Raw genomic sequence first — 24139 nt, 5'->3', positions numbered from 1 at the left:
AAAGCGGAGGGCTTCAAATGCAAAGCATTTCGCTTGGGGCGTCATATCGTCACCGGACACTTCGCCCCCACCCAACCCTCCCCCGTGCACAAGGGAGGGCTCAGTCGAACGCGCCATGCAAGCCTGTCGAAATCTTTTCAATGCACTACATTGGTGCAATGGCCGACGAAACCCCACCGCCGCAACCTTTCGACGCCCTGGTCACGCCGCTGGTCTGGGCCGACGCCGACGGGCGCATCCGCACCTGCAATGTGGCTTTCGCACGCTGGCTCGGGGTCGGGCGCAAGCGCCTGATCGACCAGCCGCTGGCAGCGCTGGAGGTCGATGGCGAAGTGCTGCGGCTGGCGCTGCGCACGCCCAGCGATCCGGCTGACGGCCCGATGCGCGTGCGCCGGCTGGTGCTGGCCTTCCTCGGCGGCGAGCCGCGCTTCGCCGATGCCTGGCTGTCGCGCGAGGCCGATGGCGGGCTGCTGCTCGAAGCGCATCCGGTCGATGAATTCCCCGGGGCCGATCCGACGCTCGCGATGCCGCTTGCGCTGTCGGCCGCGCTGCGCGGTCTCGCCCACGAACTGCGCAATCCGTTGGCCGGCCTCAAGGGCGCCGCGCAGTTGCTGGCCCGGCGCGTCAGCGATGGCGAATCACGCGAGCTCGTCGCTCTCGTCGACACCGAAGTCGCGCGTCTCGGCACGCTGGTCGACCAGTTGCTGTCGCCGCGTTCGCCGACCCCGCACCGCGCGCTCAACATCCACGGCGTGCTCGAACAGGTGCTGCGCCTCGCCGAAGCCGACGCCGGCTGGGCGGTGCGCATGCTGCGCGATTACGACCCGAGCCTGCCCGAACTTTCCGGCGATCCCGACCGGCTTACCCAGGCGATCTGGAATCTCGTGCGCAACGCGATCCAGGCCGGTGCCGCCAACATCACCCTGCGCACCCGCGCCGCCCTCGGCGTGCGCATCGGCGATGAAGTGCACGCGATGGTGCTGCGGCTGGAGGTCGTCGACGACGGCCGCGGCGTGCCGGACGACATGGTCGAACAGATCTTCCTGCCGCTGGTGTCCGGACGTCCCGACGGCAGCGGTCTGGGCCTGGCGATGGCGCAGCAGGTCGCGCGCGAACACCGTGGCGCGCTGGTCTACCGCTCGCGCACCGGGCATACCGTCTTCACCTTGCAACTGCCCTTTCCTGTCGAGGACGACGCGCCCGACGCAGCCGCCACTACCGCGCCGGAGCCCGCCGCATGAGTACGCCCGCCCCGCGCATCTGGGTCGTCGATGACGATCGTTCCGTCCGTTTCGTGCTGGCCACCGCGCTCAGCGAAGCCGGTTACGACGTGTCCGGTTTCGACAGCGCGCAGGCCGTGCGCGATGCGCTGGCCCAGCGGCCGCCGCCGGACATGCTGTTCACCGACGTGCGCATGCCGGGCGATTCGGGCCTGCAGCTGCTCGATGGCCTGAAGCAGAAACATCCGCAGCTGCCGGTCGTGGTGATGTCGGCCTACACCGATGTCGCCAGCACGGCCGGTGCGTTCCGCGGTGGTGCGCACGAATTCCTGTCCAAGCCCTTCGATCTCGACGAAGCCGTCGCACTGGCCGCGCGCGTGCTCGGCGACCACGACACCGCGCCTGACGATGCGCCGCTGCCGACCGGCGACAGCGACGCGCTGGTCGGCGACACCGCCGAAATGCGCCAGCTGTTCCGGGCGATCGGCCGCCTCGCGCAGGCGCCAGTGTCGGTGCTGGTCACCGGCGAAACCGGTACCGGCAAGGAACTCGTCGCGCGCGCGCTGCATCGCGAATCGCCGCGTGCACGCAAGCCCTTCGTCGCGCTCAATACCGCGGCCATTCCGGCCGATCTGCTGGAGAGCGAACTGTTCGGCCACGAGGCCGGTGCGTTCACCGGCGCGTCGCGGCGCTACATCGGCCGCTTCGAACAGGCCGACGGCGGCACGCTGTTCCTCGACGAGATCGGGGACATGCCGGCCTCGCTGCAGACACGCCTGCTGCGCGTGCTGGCCGAGGACGAATTCTTCCGCGTCGGCGGGCGCGAACTGATCCGTGTCGACGTGCGCGTGATCGCCGCGACGCATCAGGATCTGGAGCGTCTGGTCGCCGAAGGCCGCTTCCGTGCCGATCTGCTGCATCGCCTCGATGTCGTGCGTCTGCGCCTGCCGCCGCTGCGCGATCGCCGCGAGGATGTCGGCCAGCTCGCCGAACGTTTCCTGCAGGCTGCGGCCGAAAAACTCGACGCGCCGCCCAAGCGGCTTGGCCGCGCCGCGTTGCAGCGCCTGCGCGAACACACGTGGCCGGGCAATGTGCGCGAACTGCAGAACCTGTGCTGGCGTCTGGCCGCACTCGCGCCGGCCGATCTGGTGACGCCGCTGGATCTCGACGGCCTGCTGACCGCGAGCGCCTCAGTGCCGGACACAGCCGAACCGGTGGCGGCAGGCGACTGGGACGACGCGCTGCGTGCCTGGGCCGATATGCGGCTGCGCGCCGGCGACGACGACATCCATGCGCAGGCGCGCGAACGCCTGGACCGCGCGTTGCTGGAAACCGCGTTGGTGCACACCGGCGGGCGCCGCGCCGAGGCCGCCACCCGGCTCGGCGTCGGCCGCAACACGCTGACCCGCAAACTCGGCGCGCGCCGGCGTCGCAGTTGAATGCCCTTCATCGACGAGCCGCGCGCGCCGGCTAAGGTGGCCGCCATGAACAGCACGACCCGACTTCCCATTCTCGCGGCCGCCGTCGCGACCCTGCTCGCCGGCTGCGCCAGCGCGCCCCGTCCTGCCGCGCAGACCGCGCCGCCCGCCGTCACCGCGATCGCCAGCACCGGCACCGCGCAAGGCGCGATCGCCAATCTGGCCTCCGCGTCCGGTTCGCTGGTCAGCGGCCGCCTCGCGCTGTCGCCCGATGTCGGCGGCGTGCGCGTGCGCGGGGAGGTCGGCGGTCTGGTCCGCAACGGCACCCACAACCTGCGCCTGCACACACGCGGCGACTGCAGCGCGGTCGATGCGATCAGTGCCGGCCCCGAGTTCGACGCGCAGCAGGGCGTGCCGTCACGGCAGCCGGATTCCGGTGAGCGCGGCCGCATCGTCGCCGATGGCAGCGGTGTGGCCACACTCGATCTGCTGCTGCCCGGTGCCGTGCTCGGCGGCGGCGCGGCGAACGACATCGTCGGCCGCGCGCTGTTGATCCTCGGCGCGACGCCCGGTGCGATCAGCGCCCGTGTGGCCTGCGGCACCGTCCAGATCCAGTAGCCGCCACCGCTCACTCACGCGGTCCAGACCCGTGGACCGGGATGCTGGTCGCTGCGTTACATCGCGTGTTCGACGCGTCCCACACGATTCTGAGGAGAGCTCCATGCGCAATTACCGATTCCTGATGCCGATCCCCGCCGCGCTGGCCCTCGCGCTGGCTGCCTGCGGTGGCGGTGCCGAGACGCCCAACGGCGACAACGCGGCAGCCGAAGCCGACCGCGCCGCCGAGTCCGCACCGGCCATGCCGGCAGCGGGTGCAGCGGGCACGGACGCGATGACCGCTGCGACCGCGACCGCCGCACTGCAGCCGACCGCCGGCAACCAGACGGCGGGCGACCTGCGCTTCGCGGTGGTCAATGGCCGGATCGAAGTCACCGGCACCGTGACCGGGTTGACCGCAGGCAGCAGCCATGGCTTCCACGTGCACGAAACCGGCGATTGCAGCGCGCCGGACGGCACCAGCGCCGGTGGCCACTTCAACCCCGGCAGCACCGATCATGGTCGCGTGGGCCAGGGTGCGCATCATGCGGGCGACAGCGACAACATCATGGCGGGCGCTGACGGCACCGCGCAGGTTAGCGGCTGGCTCGAAGGCGCGACCATCGGCGGTGGTGGCGCAGACGACATCGTCGGCAAGGGCGTGATCGTCCACAAGGACGCCGATGACTACGCGACGCAGCCGACCGGCAATGCCGGTGATCGTCTAGCGTGTGGTGTGATCCAGGCGGGTTGAGCGATCGCTCTATCGCGTCGCAAGCAACGTGCTGACGCCCGTCTCCTGATGCAGGAGGCGGGCGTTTTCATGTACGAGGTGATGGGCCGTGGAACGCCGGAGCGTCATGCCCATCTTGCGCGATGCCGTGCCTCCCTCCGGCAGAGGGCGGCGCGAAACGCGTGTCGGGAGAGCGTGTTTTTCGCGTCGGCCTCGGCGCGAAAATGCGGCCGAGGCGACTGGAGACTCAGCGCAGCGCCGCGACCGGGTCCTGTCCGGATTCGACCTGCACGAACACCACCGGCACGCCATGCGCCTGCAGCACCGCGGACAGCTGCCGCTGGCGGGCCACGTACATCGCGAAGCCCTTCGCGAGACGGTCGTCGTCCGACTCGCCCGCTGCGCACCGACGACGCCAGTCTTCGGCCGCGAGTACCGCGACCCGCACTTCGCCATCGACATGCCGCAACAGCGGTTCCGGCGGCGCGTCGAGCCACGCCTCGGACTCCGGCGCGAGCAGCGCGGTTTCCAGCACGTCCCACAACGGTTCGAGGCCCTGATTGTTGTATTGCAACGCCGTCATCGCCAGCAGGTCGTGCAGGGTCAGGTACCGGGCGTGTTCGATACGTGCGCCGAACGCTTCCTGCGCGCACAACGCCGTGTCGGCCTGGACCATGCCGAGGTCGATCAGCATCGACTCCATGTGCGCCGCAACGGCTTCGGTCGCCGCCGGCTCGCCGACGAACAGGTACGGCAGCACGCGCAGGCGTCCGCCTGCGAGCTGCGGGTCGGACTGGAACGGCAACGGCACCGCGCCGCCGGCATCGGCGCCGAACGCGATGATGCGCGGGCCCTGTCCGGACTGCGGCGCGCGCACGCGCAGCTCATCGAGGCGGCGGTGCACCGGCCAGCCAGGGCGCAGCAGCTCGGCGGGGTCGAAATGGGCAGCGGCGAACGACAGATCGAGATCGCGCACGCCCGGGACCAGCGCGCCCAGGTCGCGGCCGAGCAGCCTGGCGAGTTCGCCCGCGGCCTCCTGGCCCAGCGCACCGCGGGCGGGCGTGGAATCGTCACTCAGTTCGAGGGCGAGCACGCCAAGCACTTGAGGGGCTGGAATTTGTCGGGAAATGTCGGGAACTGCGGTCATTGGCCGTGCACATCGTCAGCGATAGACTCATTCACATTATGCCCGTCCCGGGTCCGGGACATGTCCAAGCCACTCATCCCGAGGTCATTCCGATGCTGCTAGGTCGTCCCGTCGCCGTGCTCGGTGGTGTGCGTATTCCGTTCTGCCGCCAGAACACCGCTTACGCGGACGTCGGAAATCTCGGCATGTCGGTGCGCACGCTGGGGGCCCTGGTCGAGAAGTTCGGCCTGCACGGCCAGCAGCTCGGCGAGGTGGCGATGGGCGCGGTCATCAAGCATTCCAGTGACTGGAATCTCGGCCGCGAGGCGGCGCTGTCGTCGGGCCTGTCGCCGCTGACGCCTGGCATCACCCTGCAGCGTGCCTGCGGCACGTCGCTGGATTCGATCATCACGATCGGCAACAAGATCGCCGCCGGCCAGATCGAGTCGGGCATCGGCGGCGGTTCGGACACCACGTCCGACGTGCCGATCGTCTACGGCCGCGCGCTGCGCCGCCGTCTACTCGCTGCGAATGCGGCGAAGACGCCGAAGGACAAGCTGGCCGCGTTCAAGGGCTTCCGCCTGCGCGAGCTCAAGCCCGATTTCCCGGGCGTCGCCGAGCCGCGCACCGGCAAGTCGATGGGCGAGCACTGCGAGGACATGGCGAAAGAGTGGAACATCGCCCGCGATTCGCAGGACGAACTTGCGGTCGCCTCGCACCACAAGCTGGCCGCCGCCTACGAGCGCGGCTTCTTCGACGATCTGGTGGTGAGTTTCCGCGGCGTCTCGCGCGATAACATCCTGCGCCCCGACACGTCGCTGGCGAAACTGGCAACGCTGAAGCCGGCGTTCGACAAGGTCTCCGGCCGCGGCACGCTGACCGCCGCGAATTCCACGCCGCTGACCGATGGCGCCTCCGCGTGTCTGCTGGCCAGCGACGAGTGGGCGGCGACGCACGGGCATGAAGTGCTGTGCCATATCCGCGACGCCCATGTGTCCGCGGTCGATTTCGTGCACGGCGAAGGCCTGCTGATGGCGCCGACGATCGCGGTGTCGGAGATGCTCGCGCGCAACAATCTGACGCTGCAGGATTTCGACATCTACGAAATCCACGAAGCCTTTGCTGCGCAGGTGCTGTGCACGCTGCGCGCCTGGGAGAGCGAGGACTACTGCCGCACGCGGCTCGGTCTCGACGCGCCGCTGGGTCGCATCGATCCGACGAAGATCAATCCGGTCGGCTCGTCGCTGGCAGCGGGTCATCCGTTTGCGGCGACCGGTGCGCGCATCGTCGCCACCGCCGCCAAGCAGCTCAAGGAACGCGGCGGTGGCCGGGCGTTGATCTCGATCTGCACCGCGGGTGGCATGGGTGTCGTCGCGATCCTCGAACGCTGATCGCTGGGAGCGTCGTCATGTCCGTGTTACGTACTTCGGGTCGTTTCGGCCTGCTCGCCGCCGCCGTGTGCGCGTTCGCTGCGTGCGACAAGAACGAAACAGACGCACCGCAGCCGCCGACCGCGTCCGGCCCCCAGCTGGTCTCGGCACCGCCGCCGCGCGATGCGCTGCCCGATTGCCCGCGCTTGGCGTCGGCACTTGGCGGCATGGTCGCCGGTCTCGATGCCGTCGACGACGCCGGCACCCGCCAGGACAGCCCTGAGAGCTATGGCATCAGCTGTGCCTGGCGTGCGCCCGACGACGGCGCGGCGATCGGCGCGATCGTCATCGTCGACAACGAGCCGCTGACCGCACACGACATGCAGCGCGCCGGCATGTATGTCGAGGATCCGCGCGTGGCGGCGCTGGGTGGGTTCGTCGCGATTCCCGATGCGCTGCTCGACGGCAATGCGCCGCTCGGTCCGGTAGGACCGCAGGTGATCGTCGGGCCGGTCACGGTCACGCTGGCGAGCAACGGACGTGGACGCGCGGCGGAGATCACGCTGGATCAGGCGGTCGACGGCGCGGTGGCGGTGCACCGGTCGATGCGTTGATCAGCGCTTGCTATCCGACATCGCCCTAGTCGCGACTGCTCGACAGCACTAAACGAGTTCCCATCACCCGCATGCGAGCCATCGCGCGCGTGATGGATGGCGCCTTGGGATGGGAGCGAGGCATCCGGACGCCACTCAGGCCGCGACCGTATCACCCGTTGCGTCCGATCGGACGGAATGCCCCGCCCAGCCCTCCCCGCAAGCAGGGGAGGGACCGAATCTCGCTCGCCGTCAGAACCGATCCGTCGAATGCGGCGGCGCGTCCCCGTGCACGTAGGGCAGGCCATGCGCATCACGGGTTTCGGGTTCGATCAGATCGTCGCGCGGTGCGAGCGGCGGCGGTGCGAGTGCGAGCACCGGTTCGTTGCGTGCGGCGCGCAGGGCATTTGCGTAGCACAGGCGTGCGTTGCGATCGTCGCCCTCGGCTGCGTAAGCGTCGCCCATCTGCACCCAGGCCTCGCTGCCGGCGCCTTGGTCGATCGCGCGCTGCAGGTAGTCGCGCGAATTCGGCCAGTCGCGCTGCATGTGATGCAGGCGCGCAAGGCCGAGCATCACGCCCGGGCTGGACGGATGCGCATTGAGCCAGCGCTCCATGCGTGACTGGCGGTGCGCCGGGTCACCGACTTCCAGTGATGCATAGCGCGCAGCCACGCGCTCATCCCAGCGTGCATCGAGCGAGGTTTCCAGGCTTTTGAGTGCGGCGTCGTGCCAGCCCAGCGCGACCGCGCGGTCGGCATACGCCAGCACCACCGGCGTTTCAGTGCGGATCTGCTTGGGCAGCGCTTCCCAGCGCTCGGCGAGCACATTGGCATCGGCCGCCTCGTGCAGCGAGGCCGCAGCCCAGCGGATCTCACGGATCTCGAGTTGCGCATCGGGCAGCGCGTTCTGGCGCCGCAGCGCACCGAGCAGGCCATAGGCTTCGGCGGCGTGACCGGTCATCGCCCAGGCGTCGGCGCGCAACGCGAGACCGCGCGGCGGCAACGGCTGCGCGGCCGGCGCATCGAGCGCGGTGAGTGCATCGATCGGACGTTCGTCGAGCAGCGCGAGCTCGGCGAGTGCGATCGCGCGCGTCGCCGGATGGCGATCGCCAAACTTGTCGAGATGGGCGCGCGCGCCTGCGTCGTCGCCGCGTCCGATTGCGGCCTGGGTCGCCGCGATACGCGCGGCCGGTTCGTAATGCGGGTTTTCGTCGGCGGACTGCGCCAACAGCTTTTCGGCACGTGCGTAGTGGCCCTGGTGCAGGGCGTCCAGGCCTTCGCCGACTCGGCTCTGCGCCTTGGTTTCGCGGTAGCGTCCCCAGCTGCGGAACGGCAGCAGGATCAGCGTGACGACCAGCCAGACCACGACCATCGCGCCGAGCAGCATCGCGATCGCATTGATGACGGTGGTCGTGTAATCGACACCGCCCCGACGGACCAGCACGTAGCCGGGATCACCGGCCATCAACAGTTGCGCGGCCAGGGCGCCGAGAAGGGCGATGACGGTCCAGACCAGCAGGGCACGGAGCAGGGACATGGCGGAATTCCGGATGACGCGGGAGATAGACCGCTACCGTGCCAGAGGCCGCCGTGACGGGTCCGTCGCGGGCGCCTCCGTCCATTCAGTTTGTCGTGCGCGCCGTCGCGGCAGCCGCCAGCAACGATGCGGGGCGCGCATCCGTGGCCTGGTGGATATCTGCGAATCCTGCCTCCCGCGCCAGCTCGGCAAGCCGCGCGCTGGCGGCCAGCACGCGCGCCTCGCGCAGCCGCGCGGCCGCCACCGGTGGCAGCGATGCCAAGGTGCGTAGCAGTGCCTCTCCGCTGCTGAGGGGCAGTAACCAGGGGGCCGGCAGCGCCATCAAGCGGGCGATGCGTCGTGTCGATGGCGGCGTCGGTCGACGTGTATAGACATCCGCGCGTCGCAGATCCACGCCGGCGTCGCCCAGGGTCTGCGCGATCACGCCCCGCCCGCCGGGTGCGGTGACCAACCCGACGCTGCGACCTTGCATCGTCGACATCTCGGGCAGTGCCAGCAATCCCTCGCTGTCCATGCGTGCCGGCGCACGAACGCCGACGATGCCGGCATGTTCGAGTGCGGTTGCGGTACCGGCGCCGACGGCGAGCCATGACTGCGCGACACCCGAAACCAATGCTTGCAGCGCCGACGCGGCCGCGACTGCAGGCGGGCTGGTGAAGATCACGACATCGGCGGCGAGCGCATGTCGCAAGGCGGCGCGGGTGTCGGCGTCGTCGCAATGCGCGATGCGCCACGGCGACAGTGCGAATGTGCGCGCGCCGAGACGCGTGGCTTCGCGGCGCAGGCCTGAATGTGCACCGGCCGGTCGTAACGAGATCACGTAGTATTCCGCCAGATGCGGAAAGGCCGGCTCGGCATGCATGCGCCAAGCTTGGTGGCTGCGGTGGTGCGGCGCAAGCCGGACGACCGCACCCTCCACAGGATTCCGCATGACGCTCGATGATTCGCTCCGCGCCCTCGAGGCTTACTACGGTTCGATGCCGCCTGTCGCCGCGATGGACGTCTCCGTTGCCGGTTACGACGGTGATTCCCTGCGCCTGCATGCGCCGCTGTCCTCGCACGTCAACGACAAGGGCTCGGCCTTCGGCGGCAGTCTGGTGTCGGTGATGACGCTCGCGGCGTGGGGGCTGGTGACGTTGCGCGTGGAGCAGGCCGGCCTCGATGCCGAGGTCTATGTGGCCGATTCGACGGTCCGCTATCGGGCACCGTTGCTGGGCGATCTCGAAGCCGAAGCCACGCTCGACAAGGCCGGTGACTGGTCGACCTTCGCGCGCACCTTGCGCGAGCGTGGACGTGCACGCGTCGCGCTCACCGCGCGCATCGCGCTGCCCGACGGCAGCACCGCGACGGAAATGCAGGCGCGCTACGTGGCAATCCGGCGGCCGACTGCGAACGCCTGAAGCGGGCGTCCGTCGCGACACGCGTGTCGGCCGCAAACGGAATCCTGACGGGCCGCGCCGTGGCACTTGCGCGCGGCACGGCTGGCGCCAAGACTCCGCGCTCCTTGTCCGTGTCCGCGATCCCCGGGGTCGTCCCATGCGCCATCCGTGTATGACCTGTGGGGCCTGCTGCAGCCAGTACCGGGTGTCCATGCACTGGATGGAGACGGATGCGTCCGGCGGCGTCGTGCCACATGCGCTGACCGAGACGTTCGACCTGCACCAGGTCGCGATGCGTGGCACCTGGCAAGCGCAGCCGCGCTGCATCGCGCTCGACGCCGAGATCGGCCTGTCTTCGCGCTGCTCGATCCATGCGGTCCGGCCGCAAGCCTGCCGCGATGTGCAGGCGTCATGGGAATCCGGTGATGCGAGTCCGCAGTGCGATCGCGCGCGCGTCGCGCATGGCTTGCCGGCGCTCAGCGCGTCGGACTGGATGCCGATGCTCGAGGTCGTGCTGGTCGACGCGATCGCGCCGCCAGCGCCGTCATCGTTCGGCGCCGCGGCGATGGTGCAGGTGGGCGCCGCGCCCGTGATCTGATTGCCGCATCGGCGATGCAGGTCCCGGTGTGTGGACGCCCCATCCCTGCAGCGCATGCGACACCTGGCATCGCGTGCAGGTGCATGCGCCGCGAGTGACGAACGCTCAGAGTGGATTCGCGTCCAAGAAGTTGCGGATCGCCGGCACCAGCATCGCGTGCCTGTCTTCCAGCACGTAATGCCCGGCGTCCTCGAACGCCATGACTTCGGCCTGCGGCAACGCCGCGCGGAAGCCGGCGAGGAAGTGGTGGTCGAACACGAAGTCCTTCAGACCCCAGCCGATGAAGGCGGGGCGGTCGGCATATGCGGGCAGACGCTTGCCGGCCGCTTCGAGCAGCGGCCACGCGCGGTCCTTTGGACCGAGCGGGATGTCCTGCATGAAGCGCACGGTGCTGATGCGGTTCGCCCAGCTGTCATAGGGCGCGACATACGCGCGGCGCACGTCGGCCGGCATGCGCGTCTCGACGCCCTGCCACGATGCGCCGGCGGAGAACGCATTGAAGCCGCGGATGATCCACTCGCCCACGGTGTAGTCGCGGCCGAGCGCGATCTGCCACGGCATCGGCTTGTCGGACGGCAGCGGAAACGCGGCGGTATTGGTGATCACCAGACGCTTGACCTGCGGCATGTGCTCGAGCGCCCAGCCGAAGCCGATCATGCCGCCCCAGTCGTGCACCGCCAGCGTCACCGGACCGTCGATGCCGAGATGCGCGAGCAGCGCGCCGATATCCTCGACACGCGAGGCCAGCGTGTAGTCGTAGCGCGGCATCGCATTCGGCGCATCGTCGGGCTTGTCCGACCAGCCCATGCCGATATGGTCCGGCACGATGCAGCGGTACCGGTCGCGCAGGCCGAGCACGAGGTGGCGCCAGTAGTAACTCCACGACGGATTGCCGTGCAGCATCAGCACGATCTCGCCGTCGCGCGGGCCCTCGTCGAGATAATGCATCTGCACGCCGGGGCGCGCTTCGAAACGGTGGCCGCTGAATGGATAATCGGGAAGCTGCACGGGCTGCACGGACCGTTGGTTGCGATGAATACGTCGCATTGTAAGGGTCGGATGCGGTTGGGCCCGGAAACGCCCAGAGACGCCTTCTTCACACCGCTGAAGATGCGCGGGTCTGTGTGCGTTAGGAGACGGTCACCGCGGTCTCGGCGGCGTATGCTCGAAAGATGAATACGCCACTACGCAAAGTGGGTGCAGGACCCGAAGATCTGCGCCAGTTCCTCCGTGCCGGCACGTCGGATCTGCATGCGCGTGTCGATGCGTGCTTCGCCGACGGCCTCGATACGCCGCTCGCCTACGCGCGCTATCTGGTGGGCATGCACCGGTTCGCATCCGACTTCGAGATCGTGATCGATGCGTTGCCGCGGGCCTCCTATTGGCTGGCGGGCGATCTGCGTGATCTCTCGCTGGCCCCGCTGCCGCCGTTCGGCGTGCGCGGCGTGGCCAGTGAGGCGGACGAGCGCCTGGGCTGGGAATACGTCATGGCTGGCAGCAGCGTGGGCGCGCGATATCTGTTGCGCGGCGCGCAGGCGCTCGGTCACAGCGAAGGCGCCGGTGCCCGGTTTCTGGCGCGGCATGCCGCCGGCGACAGCTGGCGCAATGTGCTCGAGCGCCTGAGCGCGCGCTCGACACTCGTCGACCTGCCGACCACACATTTGCTGCAGGGCGCGCGCGATGCCTTCCAGCTGGTCCAATGGTGTTTCCAGCGCAGCTTTGACGTAATGCCCGCCCCCCACGAGGAGCCTGTTGCATGAATCCAGCACTCGAACGTGCACTTCAGGAATGCGCCAACGAACCGATCCATCTGTCGGGCGCGATCCAGCCGCACGGCTATCTCATCAGCTGCCAGCTGCCCGACTGGACGATTCGTCACGTCTCGGCCAACGTCGAGGCGCTGACCGGTGCGACGCCCGAGGACATGCTGCGGCATTCGCTGCGCGAGTTTCTGACCGACGACCTGATCCAGGCGATCGCCGAGACGATCGGTTTCGGTGAGCCGGGTTCGCCGCCGCAACGCGCGGCGGTCGGCAACATCGGTCCGCTCGCGAACCTGTGCGATATCAGCGTGCACGTGGCCGATGGTCTGGTGCATATCGAAGTCGAGCCGCAGCCACGCAGCACCGCCGAGCGTTCGCCGACCGTGGTCGCGCAGACGATGATCGCGCGCGTCGCCGGCAGCGACGACATCGACGATTTCAACCAGCGCGTCGCCGAGCAGGTGCGCCTGCTGACCGGCTACGACCGCGTCATGGTCTATCGCTTCCGCCACGACGACGCGGGCGAGGTGATCGCCGAGTCGCGTGATTCCGCGCTGTCCGCGTATCTGGGTCTGCGCTATCCGCAGTCCGATATTCCGGTGCAGGCGCGCATGCTGTATCTGCGCAACCGCATCCGCGTGATCCCCGACGCGACCTATGTGCCGGTGCCGATCCTGCCGGATCGCGACAGCCGTGGCGGCGCGCTCGATCTCGCCCAGATGGCGCTGCGCAGCGTGTCGCCGGTGCATCTGGAATACCTCGCGAATATGGGCGTGGTCGCGTCGATGTCGATCTCGATCGTGTCGGGTGGTCGCCTGTGGGGCCTGATCGCCTGTCATCACCGCTCGCCGCGCCGCGTGCCGCCGGGCGTGCGTGCAGCGGCCGATCTGTTCGGCCTGTTCGTGTCCATGCGCGTGGCCTCGCGCGAGCAGCAGGACGCGGTGGCTCTGGAAGACGGCGCGCGCAGCGTGCGCGACTCGCTGGCCCTGCGTCTCGACAACGCCGCCGATCCACGCCTCGCACTGCAGGGTGAACTGGATCTGCTCAACCGCGCGATCAACAGTGATGGTGTCGCGCTCGTGCAGGCTGGCCACTGGTACAGCGCCGGCCGTGCACCGGACGTGTCGCGTCTCCCCGCTCTGCTCGACTGGCTGCGCCGGTCGCATACCGGCTCCGGTGCGATCAGCACCGAGCGTGCCGCCGACTGGAACGGCAGTCCGGAACAGGCCGACGGCATTGCCGGCGTGCTGGCGTTGCCGCTGGATCTGTCGCGGGACGAGTGGCTGTTCTTCTTCCGTTGCGAGCAGGTCGAGGAAGTGCGCTGGGCCGGTCGCCCGGACGAGCCGTTTCTGGTCGACCACGACGGCAGCAAGATCGGCCCGCGCGCAAGCTTCGCCGCGTGGCATGAGACCGTGCGCGGCAGCAGCGCGCTCTGGAGTGATGCCGATCGCCGCATCGTCGGCCGCCTGCACATGATGCTGCGTGAACGCTACCGCCGCAGCGGACTGCATACCGAGATCGGCGATCTGCGCGGCCACCGTGTGCGTCTGGACGTGCGCGAACAGCGGACGCGTTTGCTGCAGCTCTCGGAACTGCTTGAAGGTCTGGTGCACGTCAGCCCGCAGGAGGCCTCGCAGCTGTCGGAACGCATCAACAGGCTCGAGAGCGACCTGCAGTCGATGATCGGCACTGTGCACGTGGCGAACGCCGACTAGTTGCTGCTGCCCCGCTCTCCGGATACGAAAAAAGCGCCTCCGGGCGCTTTTTTCGTTGCGGCGGTGTTTACGATCAGGCCGACGTCAAACCGTGTGCGCTGCGCACCTGCTGGATGCGGGCCAGCACGTCCGCATCCACGCCATCGCGCTCCGCGCGGTCGAGGATATTGCCGAGCACGCGCGTCTCGTCGGCATCGATGACTTGATCGCGCAGGGCGAGGCCCAGCAGATGGTCGAGCTCGTCCAGCGACAGACGGCCGTCGTCGACGAAGGCCGGAATCGCGGCCAGCGCCAGCTGCAGGTGATCGGGAAGTCGGTGCGGCATCGGGCGTCCTTGCAATGGGCGGTGGATCAGCGAAGCGTAGCGCTTACCACTCGACCTCGGCCATCGTGCAGTTCAGGCCCGAACCGATCCCCAGCAGCGCGATGCGGTCGCCCTTCTTCAGGCGGCCGAGTTCCTTGAGCTTGCTCAGCACGATCGGCACCGAGGCCGGACCGATGTTGCCGTGCTCGCCGAAGATCGTGTGGACCTTGCTCGGGTCGATGCCGAATGACTGGATGAAGGCGCCGGTGTGCACCTTGCTGACCTGGTGGATCACGAACTGGTCCAGCTCGTCGACCACCCAGCCCATCGCCTCGCGCGCGGCGACGAAGGTCTTCTGCGCCAGCTTCATGCCTTCCATCAGCAGCATGCGGGTGTCGGTGACCATGCGGTCGAGATTGCCGCGGCACAGGGTGTTCCACTCGGTCGCCGAACGCGTCACGCCGCCTTTGTAGCGCGGGGCGTCGGGCAGCAGGTCGGCGCGTGCGAGCACCATCGCCGCCGAGCCGCAGCCCAGGGTCAGCGTGGCCAGCTCGTTGCGGAAATCGTCTTCGGTCGTCTCCGGGCGCAGCAGGCGTTCGATGGTCTTCTCGTAGGCGAGATTCGCGGTTTCGCCGTCGACGATCAGCGCGTAGTCGATCTCGCCCAGCTCGATCATGCGGCTGGCGACATCCATGCCGTTGACGAACGCGAGGCAGGCATTGGCCAGATCGTAGTTCTGGCAGGTGTCCGGAATCCCGAGGTTGCCGCCGACGATGCTGGCGGTGGACGGCTCGAGGTAATCGCGGCTCACCGAGGTGTTGACCAGCAGGCCCAGCTTGCCGACGTCGATGCCGGCGTCGTCCAGCGCCTTGCGGCCGGCCATCGTCGCGGCGTCCGAGGCCTGGACCTCGTCGCCCCACAGGCGACGGGCATGGATGCCTGCGATGTCCTTGAGCACGTCGGTCTTGATGCCGAGGCGGTCGATGGTCGGCTTCAACCTTGCATTGATGTCGTCGCTGGTCACGCGGTTCGGCGCATCGACATGGGCGAGGCCGGCGATGGCGACGTTCTTGAAGAGCATGGGCTGGGCGCCGGATCTGGCAAAGGAGCCGCATAGATTACCCGCTTCGGCGGGGTGACGCATGACGGGGGGCTCACGCAAAACCCGGCGCACACCGCGGCGCGACGGGTTTCGCGCCGGTTCCACGCGATCCGCGGCGCTTGCGTGGAACCGGATCGGGCGCCTGCTCAGCCCTGTGGTGCAGCGCCCAGCAGATCTAGCGTCGTGCGCAGCATCGCGCGCACGCCGACCGCCAGCGCGGCCTCGTCGGGCGCGTAATGCGGCGAGTGGTTGATCGGCATCGTCGCCGGATCCTGGCCCGCGGGCGTGGTGCCGACGAAGAAATACGCGCCGGGCACGACGTTGGCGAACTGCGAGAAATCCTCGGCCACCGTCACCAGCAGCATCTCGACGACATTGTCGGCGCCCACCGCGGCCTGTAGCGACGGCAGCACGCGGCGCGCCAGTTCGGGATCGTTGACCGTGGCCGGCGCGTTGTTGACGACATCGAGCTTCGCGGTCGCTCCGGCTGCATGCGCATAGTCGGTGGCGATGCGGTCGAAGCGCGCGATGACATCCGCGCGCACGGCGTCGTCGTAGGTGCGCAGCGTGCCGACCAGACGCGCGTCGTCGGGAATGATGTTGAAGCGCACGCCGCTCTGGAACTGGCCGGCAGTCAGCACCACCGGCGCGTTCACCGTATTGATCTGCCGCGCGAGCATGCTCTGCGTCGCCAGCAGTACCTGCGCGCCGACCGTGATCGGATCGACGCCATCCCACGGCCGTGAGCCATGCGTCTGCTTGCCGGTGATCGTCAGCGACCACTCGTCTGCGCTGGCCAGCGAAGGCCCGCTGCGGAAGCCGATCTGTCCGGTCTGCAGGCCCGCCCACACGTGCAGGCCGAGAATCGCGTCCGGCTTCCCATCGTCGAACACGCCCTCGTCGAGCATGCGCTTGGCACCGAAGACTTCGCCGGGTTCCGGCGGACCTTCCTCGGCCGGCTGGAAGATGAAGACCACTTCGCCGGCGAGCTGTTCGCGCATGCCGGCCAGCGCTTCGGCCACGCCCATCAGGATCGCGACGTGCATGTCGTGGCCGCAGGCGTGCATCACACCGACCTCCTGCCCGCGATAGGTCGCACGGGTGGTCGAGGCGAAGGGCAGGCCCGTCTGTTCGGTGACGGGCAGCGCGTCCATGTCCGCGCGCAATGCGATGCGTGGGCCGGGCTTGCCGCCCTTGAGCACGGCGACGACGCCGGTCGGACCGATGGCGGTGCGAGGTTCCAGACCGAGGCTGCGCAGATGGTTCGCCACCACGTCGGCGGTGCGCGTTTCCTGGTTGCCGAGTTCGGGGTGCTGGTGCAGATCGCGACGCCAGTCGACGAGCTTCTGGGTCAGTGCCGCGTCGGGCGCGGCGGCTACAGCCGAAGCGGCGCAGGCCATCGCGAGTGCGAGACCGAGTGGCAGCGAATGGAGTCGGATGCGCATGGGGGCGGTCCAGATGGAGGGCCCGTCATGCTAGCGCCTGCGACACGGATGCCGCAGGCGAGTGGAAGTGCAGACACGCGCGACGATTCGCCGCCGCGCGTGTCGCGCTGGGCTTACTGGCCCGAGTAGGTAGCGATGACGCTGACGCCCTGATAGCCGCCGGTGCCGCCGACGACGCGCACGAAGTAGCTGTCGTTGAGCGGAATCGTCACCTGCACGCTCTGCGTGGTGCCCGGGCGCGAAGACGTCAGCGCGGCGTTGCTGCCATCGAGCGCCGGCGAACGACCGACACGTACCAGCAGCTTCGCCTGGCCACGACCACCGTAGGTGCGGATCTGCAGATTGCGCGCACCGGCCGGCACGTCGATGCGATACAGCGTGCCGGCACCTGCGGCTGCGGAGATGCCGTTGACCGGCACGGTCTTCGCCATGCGGATCGCGGTCGGCTCATCACCACCGGCTGCATTGCCGGCACCGCGCGCGGCGGCCTTGGCGGCATCGAGAATGCCTACGCCGATCTGGCGCAGCGGACGCACCGGGAAGTCGCGCGAGGTCTGGGTCAGGATCTCGCGCATTTCCTGCGGTGTCGGCACCGGACGTCCAGCCTGCATCGCCGCGCTGATCACCAGCGCCGCGACGCCTGCCACGTGCGGGGCCGCCATCGAGGTGCCGGCCTGGCCGACGTAGGCCGACTCGCCCGGCGTGGTCAGTCCGCGGTTGCCTGCCGACCACACGAAACCGGTGCGTGCCGTCGGGCCGCTGGTGGCGTCGTTCGGATACACGCCGCCACCCGGCGCCGACAGCGCGATGTTGGCGCCGAAGTTCGAGTACACCGCGCGTGCACCGGAGATGCCGGTCGCGGCCACGTTGATGACGCCCGGGCAGCTGGCCGGCGTGAACGACGAAGCATCGCTGTTGCTGTTGCCTGCCGCGACGACGACGGTCGTGCCGCGCTGGCGGGCCGAGGCGATCGCCTGGCCGTAGGCGCTGTCGGCTTCGCAGACGCCGAAACCGCCGAGGCTCATGTTGATGATCTCGGCCGGGTTCTGGTTGGCCGGCACGCCCGGCACGCTGCCGCCCGAGGCCCAGACGATCGCATCGGCGATGTCGGCCGTGGTGCCGCCGCAATGGCCGAGCACGCGCACCGGCAACACCTTCGCGTCGGGTGCGACGCCGGCCATGCCGACACCGTTGCCGGTGATCTGCGCGATCGTGCCCGCGACATGACTGCCGTGCCAGCTGCTGTTGGTCTGCTGGCCCGGGAAGACGCAGCCGCCGTTGTCGGCCAGGAAGCGGTCTTCGGTATTCCAGTCGCCGGTGTCCCAGCCGCCGGGTGCGCGGCCATCGGTCGCGCGGCCGGAGTTCAGTGCATCGCTGATGAAGTCGTAACCGGCGTCGGCCAGCGAGGTGTCGAGATCGGGGTGGGCCAGGATACCGGTGTCGAGCACTGCGACCACCACGCCCGCGCCGCGGCCGTACTGCCAGGCGTTGAGGATGTCGATGCCGCCGCGGTTCGCATAGCCCGGATCCGGCGCCAGCGTTTCGAGCGTGCCGTCGGGTGCACGGAAGTGCCACTGCACGTTGAAGCCGGGATCGTTCGGGGTTGCCGCCGTCGCCGCGGGCACCGTGCGCAGACGCTGCCAGTAGCGGTTGGGTTCGACGTGCGCGACCGAGGGATCGGCAGCAAGCGTGCGCATCAGCGTGTCGAGTTCGCCATCGGACAAGCGGCGGTTCGGACGCACCAGATCGGCGCCGATCGCGAGACGACGCGTCGATGCGAGTGCCGGCGCGGCGGCGCGATGCGTGGCATTGAACTGCGACGCCGTGGCCGGTGCGCGCAGGATGCGTTGCATCGTCGCCGCGCCGGTGGTCGCATTGCGGCGTTCGGCGGTGCCGGCCTTGTAGGTCACCAGCAGGCCGTCATAGGCGACGCGCGGTGCTTCGGGATCGGCGGTGGACATCACCGACAGCGGCGCGGCCGGCGATGCGGCGAGGGCGGGTGCGACGACGGCGCCGAGCGCGGCGGCCAGCAGGCCACGGCGGAGAACACGGGAAGACAGGGACATGGGTGCGATTCCTGGAAGATGGGATGGAAGAAAAGAGGTGCCTGTCGTTACCAGCTGAAGCCGCCGCCGACGCCGACCGAACTTTCGGAGCCGGACATCGAGCCGCCGATCGAGACGCTGGCGCGGTTGTCACGGAACGCGCGCTGGTAGCCGACCGCCAGGGCTTCTTCGCCGCCCTGCTGGCCGACGCCCACGCCGATGCGGTTGGCGCCGGACAGGCCTGCGCTGTTGACCGCCATCTGCGACATCGCCGTGCCCATCGCGCCGATCTTGTCGACGCGACGATCGACCCGCTGGAAGCGGTCGTCGACGCTGCTGCGGAACGCGTCGAAATCGCTGCGGTTGAGCGCGCGTGCGAACACGTCGTCGGTGTAACTGCGCGCGCTGTTGAGCGTGGCGGTATCGCCGGCGGTGGCATGCGCCTTCGCGTCGGCCAGCGTGCGTGTGTCGCCGGCATCGGCGTAGGTGCGGCTGGCGGTGGCGCTGCTCTGCACCTGGCCGACCGTCGCCGCATCACTCACGGCCACGCCGTCGGCGACGTTCGTCACGCGGCGCTGGTTGCCCGCACTGCCCACCGACACCGTGTTCGCCGCATCGGCGACCGAGCCCTGACCGATCGCCACCGAACCATCGGCGCTCGCAACTGCACCCGCACCGATCGCGGTGCCGCCGCTGCCAGCCTGCGCGTCGCTGCCGACCGCAGTGCTGTCGGCGGTCGTCGCGACGCTGCCGCTGCCGATCGCCAGACCATCGCCAGTGCCGACCGGCACGTTACCGCCACCGTTACCGATTGCATCGAAGCGTGCGCGGATCGCATCGAACTGGCTGTCGACGGCGCCGAAAGCAGCGCCGACCGAGCCGAAGCTGCTGCCCTGGATCGTGTACGACGGACCGGTGAAGCCAGTCGCCGTCATCGCCGCGCCGCCGCCCAGCGCCTGCGCGAACGCGGTGCCGACGCCGAACACCTGGCCGCCGTTGACCGCGTCCAGACTGCCGGCCGCAAGCGCGCCGTCGGCCACATTGCGCAGCGCCGTGCCGCCTGCACCGGCGAACGTCACCGAATCCTTGCTGACGATGTCGTCGTACTTCACCGCCGACGCATCGAGCACGCCGACGTCGCCGCCAACCGTCGCGATCGCGGTGTCGAGCTGGCCCTTGTTGACCGCGTCGGTCGCGAGTACGCCGTCGGCCACGTTGACCAGCTGGCGCTCGCTGCCGACGTCGCCGATCGACACCACGTTGTCGCGATCCGATACCGACGACGCGCCCAGCGCGACGCTGTTGATGCCGGTCGCGGTGGCGTTGTAACCGAGTGCGAGGCTGCCGGCTTCCAGCGCGAACGCACCGCTGCCGAGCGCAGTCGCGCCGACGCCGTAGGCTGCCGAGGTCGCGCCGACCGCGGTGGAATAGACGCCGCTCGCGTAGCTGCCGGCGCCGAGCGCGCTGGCTTCTTCGGCGAGGCCCAGCGCATTGGCACCGACTGCAAGGCTGCGCGTCGCATCCGCGTGGCTGTCGAAACCGATCGCGGTCGCGTAATCCGACAGCGCCCACGAGGCCGCGCCGACGGTGGTGCTGCCGAGACCGTTGGCCTGCGTCGGCACACCGCCGTTGCTCGCGCCGATCGCTACGCTCTGCTGGCCGGCGGCGAGCGCGCCGTCGCCCATTGCGATGCCGCCGTCGCCCGTCGCGCGCGCATCGCTGCCGAGCGCCAGCGCTGCAAAGCCCGTGGCATTTGCGTATGCGCCCAGGCTGGTCGCGCCGAAGTTGCTGGCCTGCGCGCCGTAGCCGATCGCGATGGCTTCGATCTCGGATGTCGTCGCTGCACGGCCGATGGCGATCGCGCCATCGGCGTCGGAGAACGCAGTCGCGCCCACCGCCACGGCATCGTTGCCGGTCGCACGCGAGGACCAGCCCAGCGCCGTCGACGTACCGCCGGTGGCTGTCGTCGCCGCACCCAGCGCGATCGATCCGAAGCCGGTGCTCTGCGCGCCGTCGGATTCGCCGAACTCGCTGCCGAAGAACGTGCCGCCTATGGCGATTGCGCCGGTGGCACTGGCGAGCGAACCGTCGCCCATGGCGATGGATGCCGAACTGGTGGAGCGTGCGCGACTGCCGATGGCGACGGCATCGCCGCCACTCGCATCGGCGCGCGGACCGGCCGCGATGGAACGTGCGCCTGCAGCGCTGGCGACATCACTGCCGTCACCCGCGCCATTTGCGGAGAAGTAGGCCTGCGCCTCGCTGCCCGCGGCGATCACCGCGTCGAGCTGGCGCTTGTTGACGGCGTCGGTCGCATCCACGCCGTCGGCGAGATTCACCAATTGGCGTTCGCCATCGACGCTGCCGATCGACACCACGTTGTCGCGATCGGCGACGGACGCCGCACCGAGCGCGACGCTGTTGATGGCGGTCGCGCTGGCGTTGTAGCCGAGTGCGAGGCTGTTTTCCTCGAGCGCGAATGCGCCACTGCCGATCGCGGTCGCACCAATGCCCCAGGCGGCCGATGTCGCGCCGACCGCGGTTGCGTACTCGGCGCTCGCGTAACTGCCGGCACCCAGCGCGCTGGCTTCGCTCGCGAGTGCCAGCGCATTGGCGCCTGCAGCGAGGCTTCGCGTCGCATCCGCATGGCTGTCGAAACCGATCGCGGTCGCGTAATCCGACAGCGCCCAGGACGCCGCGCCGACGGTCGTGCTGCCGAGGCCGTTGGCCTGGGTCGGCACGCCGCCGTTGCTGGCGCCGATCGCCACGCTCTGCTGGCCGGCTGCGAGGGCGCCGTCGCCCATTGCGATGCCGCCGTCACCCGGCGCGCGTGCGTCGCTGCCGAAGGCCAGCGCCGCGAAGCCGCTGGCGTTCGCGTAGGCGCCCAGGCTCATCGCGCCGAAATTGGTTGCACGCGCGCCGTAGCCGATGGCGACGGCTTCGATCTCGTCAGCCGTCGCCGCGCGGCCCATCGCGATCGCGCCATCCGCTTCGGCATAAGCCGTCGCGCCGACGGCGACCGCGTCGTTGCCGGTCGCACGCGACGACCAGCCGAGCGCCGTCGACGTCCCGCCGCTGGCTTCAGTCGCTGCGCCCAATGCGATCGCACCGAAACCGGTGGCCTGCGCACCGTCGGACTCGCCGAACTCGCTGCCGAAGAACGTGCCGCCGATGGCGATCGCGCCGGTGGCGCTGGCGAGCGAGCTGTCGCCCATGGCGATGGACGCCGAATTGGTGGAGCGTGCGCGACTGCCGATGGCGACGGCATCGCCGCCGCTCGCATCGGCGCGCGGACCGGCTGCGATCGAGCGCGCGCCGGTGGCGCTGGCATCGTCGCTGCCGTCCTGTGCGCCGTTGACGGCGAAATAGGACACGGCCGCGTCCAGCGAGTACGCCTCGACGACACGGTCGTAGGCGACCGCATCGACATCGGCGTCGGGGTCGGCTGCGTCGGCGTCGTCCGTGTGTTCGGCCTCGTCGGCGGGCGCTGCGTCGGACGCGGCGCTCGCGACGGGCGCGGGGGCCGCCTGCGGCGCGGCGATGGCATGACCCGACAGGGCGAGCAGCAGGGCCGCCGACAGCAGGCCGGGGCGCAGCGTGCGCCGGGCGGTGAGACGGGATGAAAGGGTGCGCGGCGTGGACATCGTCTGGCTTCCGGTTGCGGCGGGATGACGGCGCCGTGACAGGCGCTGGGTCCTCGATCTAAGCCGTTGCGATGGCGGTCGCTCAATGCACCGGAACTCTCCTCCGACTTACACTCGACTCTCATCTGCAGTCGGGGCGTCGCCCCGGGACACGTCATCCCCATGTCGCACGCGTCGCCCCTCGTCGCCCCCGGCCGTCGCCTGGCGGCATGGCTGCGCCGGGTGCCGATCTCCGATCCCGTCGATCGCCGCAATGCGCCCGCGCTGCAAGTGCTGCTGTTGTTCCTCGGCTTCGAGATTCCGCTCAACAAGGGTTATCACCTGCTGAGCGGGCACATCTCGATGACCGGGCCGCGGCTGTTCGTGGATCTCGGCACCGATGTCGCGATCGCCGGCGCGGCGTTCTTCGCGGTCTGGATGATCCGTCGCGGTCGCCTGCGTCAGGGCATCGCCGCGTTCCTGACGATCCTGATGAGTTGCGCGGTCGCGGCGAACATCGCGTTCGGCTACCAGCTGCAGGCCTTCGATCCGTATCCGATGGTGATGCTGACCACGGCCGCGCTGGTGATCGGGCGGCGCGCGCTGTGGATTGTCTACGCCTGCATTCCGGTCGTGTTCGCGCTCGGCATGGCCAGTCCATGGGGCCTCGGCCCGGCGCGCAGCGGCGGCGCCTTCCAGAACCTGCCGTCGCTGGCTTTCAGCTACCTGATGATCGCCATTGTGCTCGACCGCACCGTGGCCGCGCTGCGCGAAACCCTGTGGAAAGCGCAACGCAGCGCCCAGCAGTTGCGCGAGCAGATGATCGAACGCGAGCGCATGCGCGAACGCATGCTGCACATGCAGAAGATCGAATCGGTGGGCCATCTCGCGAGCGGCGTCTCGCACGATTTCAACAACGTGCTCGGCGCGATCGTCGGCTACACCGCCGAGCGGCATCGCCTGGAGGAACTCGATTTCGATCCAGAGCCGGATGCCCGACGCATGGGCGATGCACTCGAAGGCATCGAACTCGCCGCGCAACGCGGCATCGCGCTCAGCCGCAAACTGCTGAGCTTCAGCCGCCGCGAACTCGCGGTGCCGGCGCGCTTTGACGCGGCGCAGGCGCTCGCCGACCTGGTGCCGATGCTGCGGCAGCTGTTCGACGGCCGCGTCGATGTCGTGCTCGATCTGCCCGACACGCCGGTACCGGTGTTCCTCGATCGCAGCCAGCTCGATCTGGTGATGCTCAACTTCGCCGCGAACGCGCGCGATGCGATGCCCGGTGGCGGTCGCTTCGGCGTCACCCTGCGCGACACCGGCGACGGCTGGGCGCGCATCGTCGTCACCGACACCGGTCAGGGCATGCCACCCGAGGTGATGCGTCAGGCGTTCGAGCCGTTCTTCACCACCAAGCCGGCCGGCGAAGGCACGGGTCTGGGTCTCGCTGTTGCGCGGGAGATGGCGCAGGAAGCCGGCGGCACGCTGACCGTCGACAGCACGCCCGGTCGCGGCACGCGCTTTGCCCTGCAGTTGCCGCGCGTGACCTGAGAGCCTGTTCGAGGTCCGTCGCGA

General features: G+C 69.4%; 20 protein-coding genes. 11 read left to right on the top strand and 9 right to left on the bottom strand.

Annotated elements, in window-relative coordinates; genetic code table 11:
• Nucleotides 1–158: 158 nt before the first annotated feature.
• The 4 genes from ACZ9YD_RS11565 (at nt 159) to ACZ9YD_RS11550 (ending at nt 3989) form a co-directional block, all read left to right on the top strand.
• A complete protein-coding gene (locus ACZ9YD_RS11565; RefSeq protein WP_465075538.1) occupies nt 159–1241 on the top strand; it encodes a two-component system sensor histidine kinase NtrB in 1083 nt (360 codons plus the stop codon).
• Entirely contained in the window at nt 1238–2659 is a 1422-nt protein-coding gene (ntrC, locus tag ACZ9YD_RS11560; RefSeq protein WP_465075358.1) for a nitrogen regulation protein NR(I), read from the top strand. The genes ACZ9YD_RS11565 and ntrC overlap by 4 nt, the downstream gene beginning before the upstream one ends.
• A gap of 45 nt (nt 2660–2704) precedes the next feature.
• On the top strand, nt 2705–3256 hold the full coding sequence (locus ACZ9YD_RS11555) for a superoxide dismutase family protein (protein WP_465075357.1): 552 nt from the start codon (nt 2705–2707) through the stop codon (nt 3254–3256).
• A 103-nt stretch (nt 3257–3359) separates the two neighbouring features.
• On the top strand, nt 3360–3989 hold the full coding sequence (locus ACZ9YD_RS11550; RefSeq protein WP_465075356.1) for a superoxide dismutase family protein: 630 nt from the start codon (nt 3360–3362) through the stop codon (nt 3987–3989).
• A gap of 226 nt (nt 3990–4215) precedes the next feature.
• On the opposite strand, the gene ACZ9YD_RS11545 is transcribed toward ACZ9YD_RS11550, so the two are convergent.
• Nucleotides 4216–5115 carry a hypothetical protein gene (locus tag ACZ9YD_RS11545; protein ID WP_465075355.1) on the bottom strand — a complete coding sequence of 300 codons (900 nt, stop codon included), beginning with the start codon at nt 5113–5115 and terminating at the stop codon, nt 4216–4218.
• Between the two features lie 92 nt (nt 5116–5207).
• Here ACZ9YD_RS11545 and ACZ9YD_RS11540 point away from each other — a divergent pair, with 92 nt between their 5' ends.
• Nucleotides 5208–6485, top strand: coding sequence for an acetyl-CoA C-acetyltransferase (locus ACZ9YD_RS11540; protein WP_465075354.1), 1278 nt, complete (start codon nt 5208–5210; stop codon nt 6483–6485).
• 17 nt (nt 6486–6502) lie between these two features.
• Nucleotides 6503–7078, top strand: a complete 576-nt coding sequence (locus ACZ9YD_RS11535) for a hypothetical protein (RefSeq protein ID WP_465075353.1) — start codon at nt 6503–6505, stop codon at nt 7076–7078.
• Between the two features lie 231 nt (nt 7079–7309).
• On the opposite strand, the gene ACZ9YD_RS11530 is transcribed toward ACZ9YD_RS11535, so the two are convergent.
• Nucleotides 7310–8593 (bottom strand): heme biosynthesis HemY N-terminal domain-containing protein, encoded by a 1284-nt coding sequence (locus tag ACZ9YD_RS11530; RefSeq protein WP_465075352.1) that lies wholly within the window; start codon nt 8591–8593, stop codon nt 7310–7312.
• An 85-nt stretch (nt 8594–8678) separates the two neighbouring features.
• Nucleotides 8679–9455, bottom strand: a complete 777-nt coding sequence (locus ACZ9YD_RS11525; protein ID WP_465075351.1) for a uroporphyrinogen-III synthase — start codon at nt 9453–9455, stop codon at nt 8679–8681.
• Between the two features lie 67 nt (nt 9456–9522).
• Here ACZ9YD_RS11525 and ACZ9YD_RS11520 point away from each other — a divergent pair, with 67 nt between their 5' ends.
• Complete coding sequence (locus ACZ9YD_RS11520) at nt 9523–9993, top strand: YiiD C-terminal domain-containing protein (RefSeq protein ID WP_465075350.1); 471 nt, start codon at nt 9523–9525, stop codon at nt 9991–9993.
• Nucleotides 9994–10129: 136 nt separating this feature from the next.
• A complete protein-coding gene (locus ACZ9YD_RS11515; RefSeq protein ID WP_465075349.1) occupies nt 10130–10570 on the top strand; it encodes a YkgJ family cysteine cluster protein in 441 nt (146 codons plus the stop codon).
• A gap of 105 nt (nt 10571–10675) precedes the next feature.
• On the opposite strand, the gene ACZ9YD_RS11510 is transcribed toward ACZ9YD_RS11515, so the two are convergent.
• Entirely contained in the window at nt 10676–11617 is a 942-nt protein-coding gene (locus tag ACZ9YD_RS11510; RefSeq protein ID WP_465075348.1) for an alpha/beta fold hydrolase, read from the bottom strand.
• Between the two features lie 125 nt (nt 11618–11742).
• Between ACZ9YD_RS11510 and ACZ9YD_RS11505 the strand changes: the two genes are divergently transcribed.
• Nucleotides 11743–12330, top strand: a complete 588-nt coding sequence (locus ACZ9YD_RS11505) for a biliverdin-producing heme oxygenase (RefSeq protein WP_465075347.1) — start codon at nt 11743–11745, stop codon at nt 12328–12330.
• Nucleotides 12327–14048, top strand: a complete 1722-nt coding sequence (locus ACZ9YD_RS11500; RefSeq protein WP_465075346.1) for a GAF domain-containing protein — start codon at nt 12327–12329, stop codon at nt 14046–14048. The genes ACZ9YD_RS11505 and ACZ9YD_RS11500 overlap by 4 nt, the downstream gene beginning before the upstream one ends.
• 73 nt (nt 14049–14121) lie before the next feature.
• Here ACZ9YD_RS11500 and ACZ9YD_RS11495 read toward each other — a convergent pair whose 3' ends face one another.
• The 5 genes from ACZ9YD_RS11495 to ACZ9YD_RS11475 all read right to left on the bottom strand — a co-directional run bounded on the left by ACZ9YD_RS11495 (nt 14122) and on the right by ACZ9YD_RS11475 (nt 22588).
• Nucleotides 14122–14373 (bottom strand): hypothetical protein, encoded by a 252-nt coding sequence (locus ACZ9YD_RS11495; RefSeq protein ID WP_465075345.1) that lies wholly within the window; start codon nt 14371–14373, stop codon nt 14122–14124.
• Nucleotides 14374–14416: 43 nt separating this feature from the next.
• Nucleotides 14417–15433 (bottom strand): 3-oxoacyl-ACP synthase III, encoded by a 1017-nt coding sequence (locus ACZ9YD_RS11490; RefSeq protein WP_465075344.1) that lies wholly within the window; start codon nt 15431–15433, stop codon nt 14417–14419.
• A 167-nt stretch (nt 15434–15600) separates the two neighbouring features.
• On the bottom strand, nt 15601–16899 hold the full coding sequence (locus ACZ9YD_RS11485; RefSeq protein WP_465075343.1) for an amidohydrolase: 1299 nt from the start codon (nt 16897–16899) through the stop codon (nt 15601–15603).
• 113 nt (nt 16900–17012) lie between these two features.
• Nucleotides 17013–18965, bottom strand: a complete 1953-nt coding sequence (locus ACZ9YD_RS11480; protein WP_465075342.1) for a S8 family serine peptidase — start codon at nt 18963–18965, stop codon at nt 17013–17015.
• A gap of 47 nt (nt 18966–19012) precedes the next feature.
• Nucleotides 19013–22588: a YadA-like family protein gene (locus tag ACZ9YD_RS11475; RefSeq protein WP_465075341.1), complete on the bottom strand. Its 3576-nt coding sequence runs from the start codon at nt 22586–22588 to the stop codon at nt 19013–19015.
• 162 nt (nt 22589–22750) lie between these two features.
• Between ACZ9YD_RS11475 and ACZ9YD_RS11470 the strand changes: the two genes are divergently transcribed.
• The gene (locus ACZ9YD_RS11470) at nt 22751–24115 is read left to right on the top strand and encodes a sensor histidine kinase (RefSeq protein ID WP_232136343.1); all 1365 of its coding nucleotides are present in this window, start codon (nt 22751–22753) and stop codon (nt 24113–24115) included.
• The last annotated feature ends 24 nt before the right edge of the window (nt 24116–24139 follow it).

The sequence above is a fragment of the Luteimonas sp. AC640a genome, from assembly GCF_979256585.1.
Note: the sequence above shows the minus strand (reverse complement) of the source record. Positions and strands in the feature narration are given on the sequence as shown.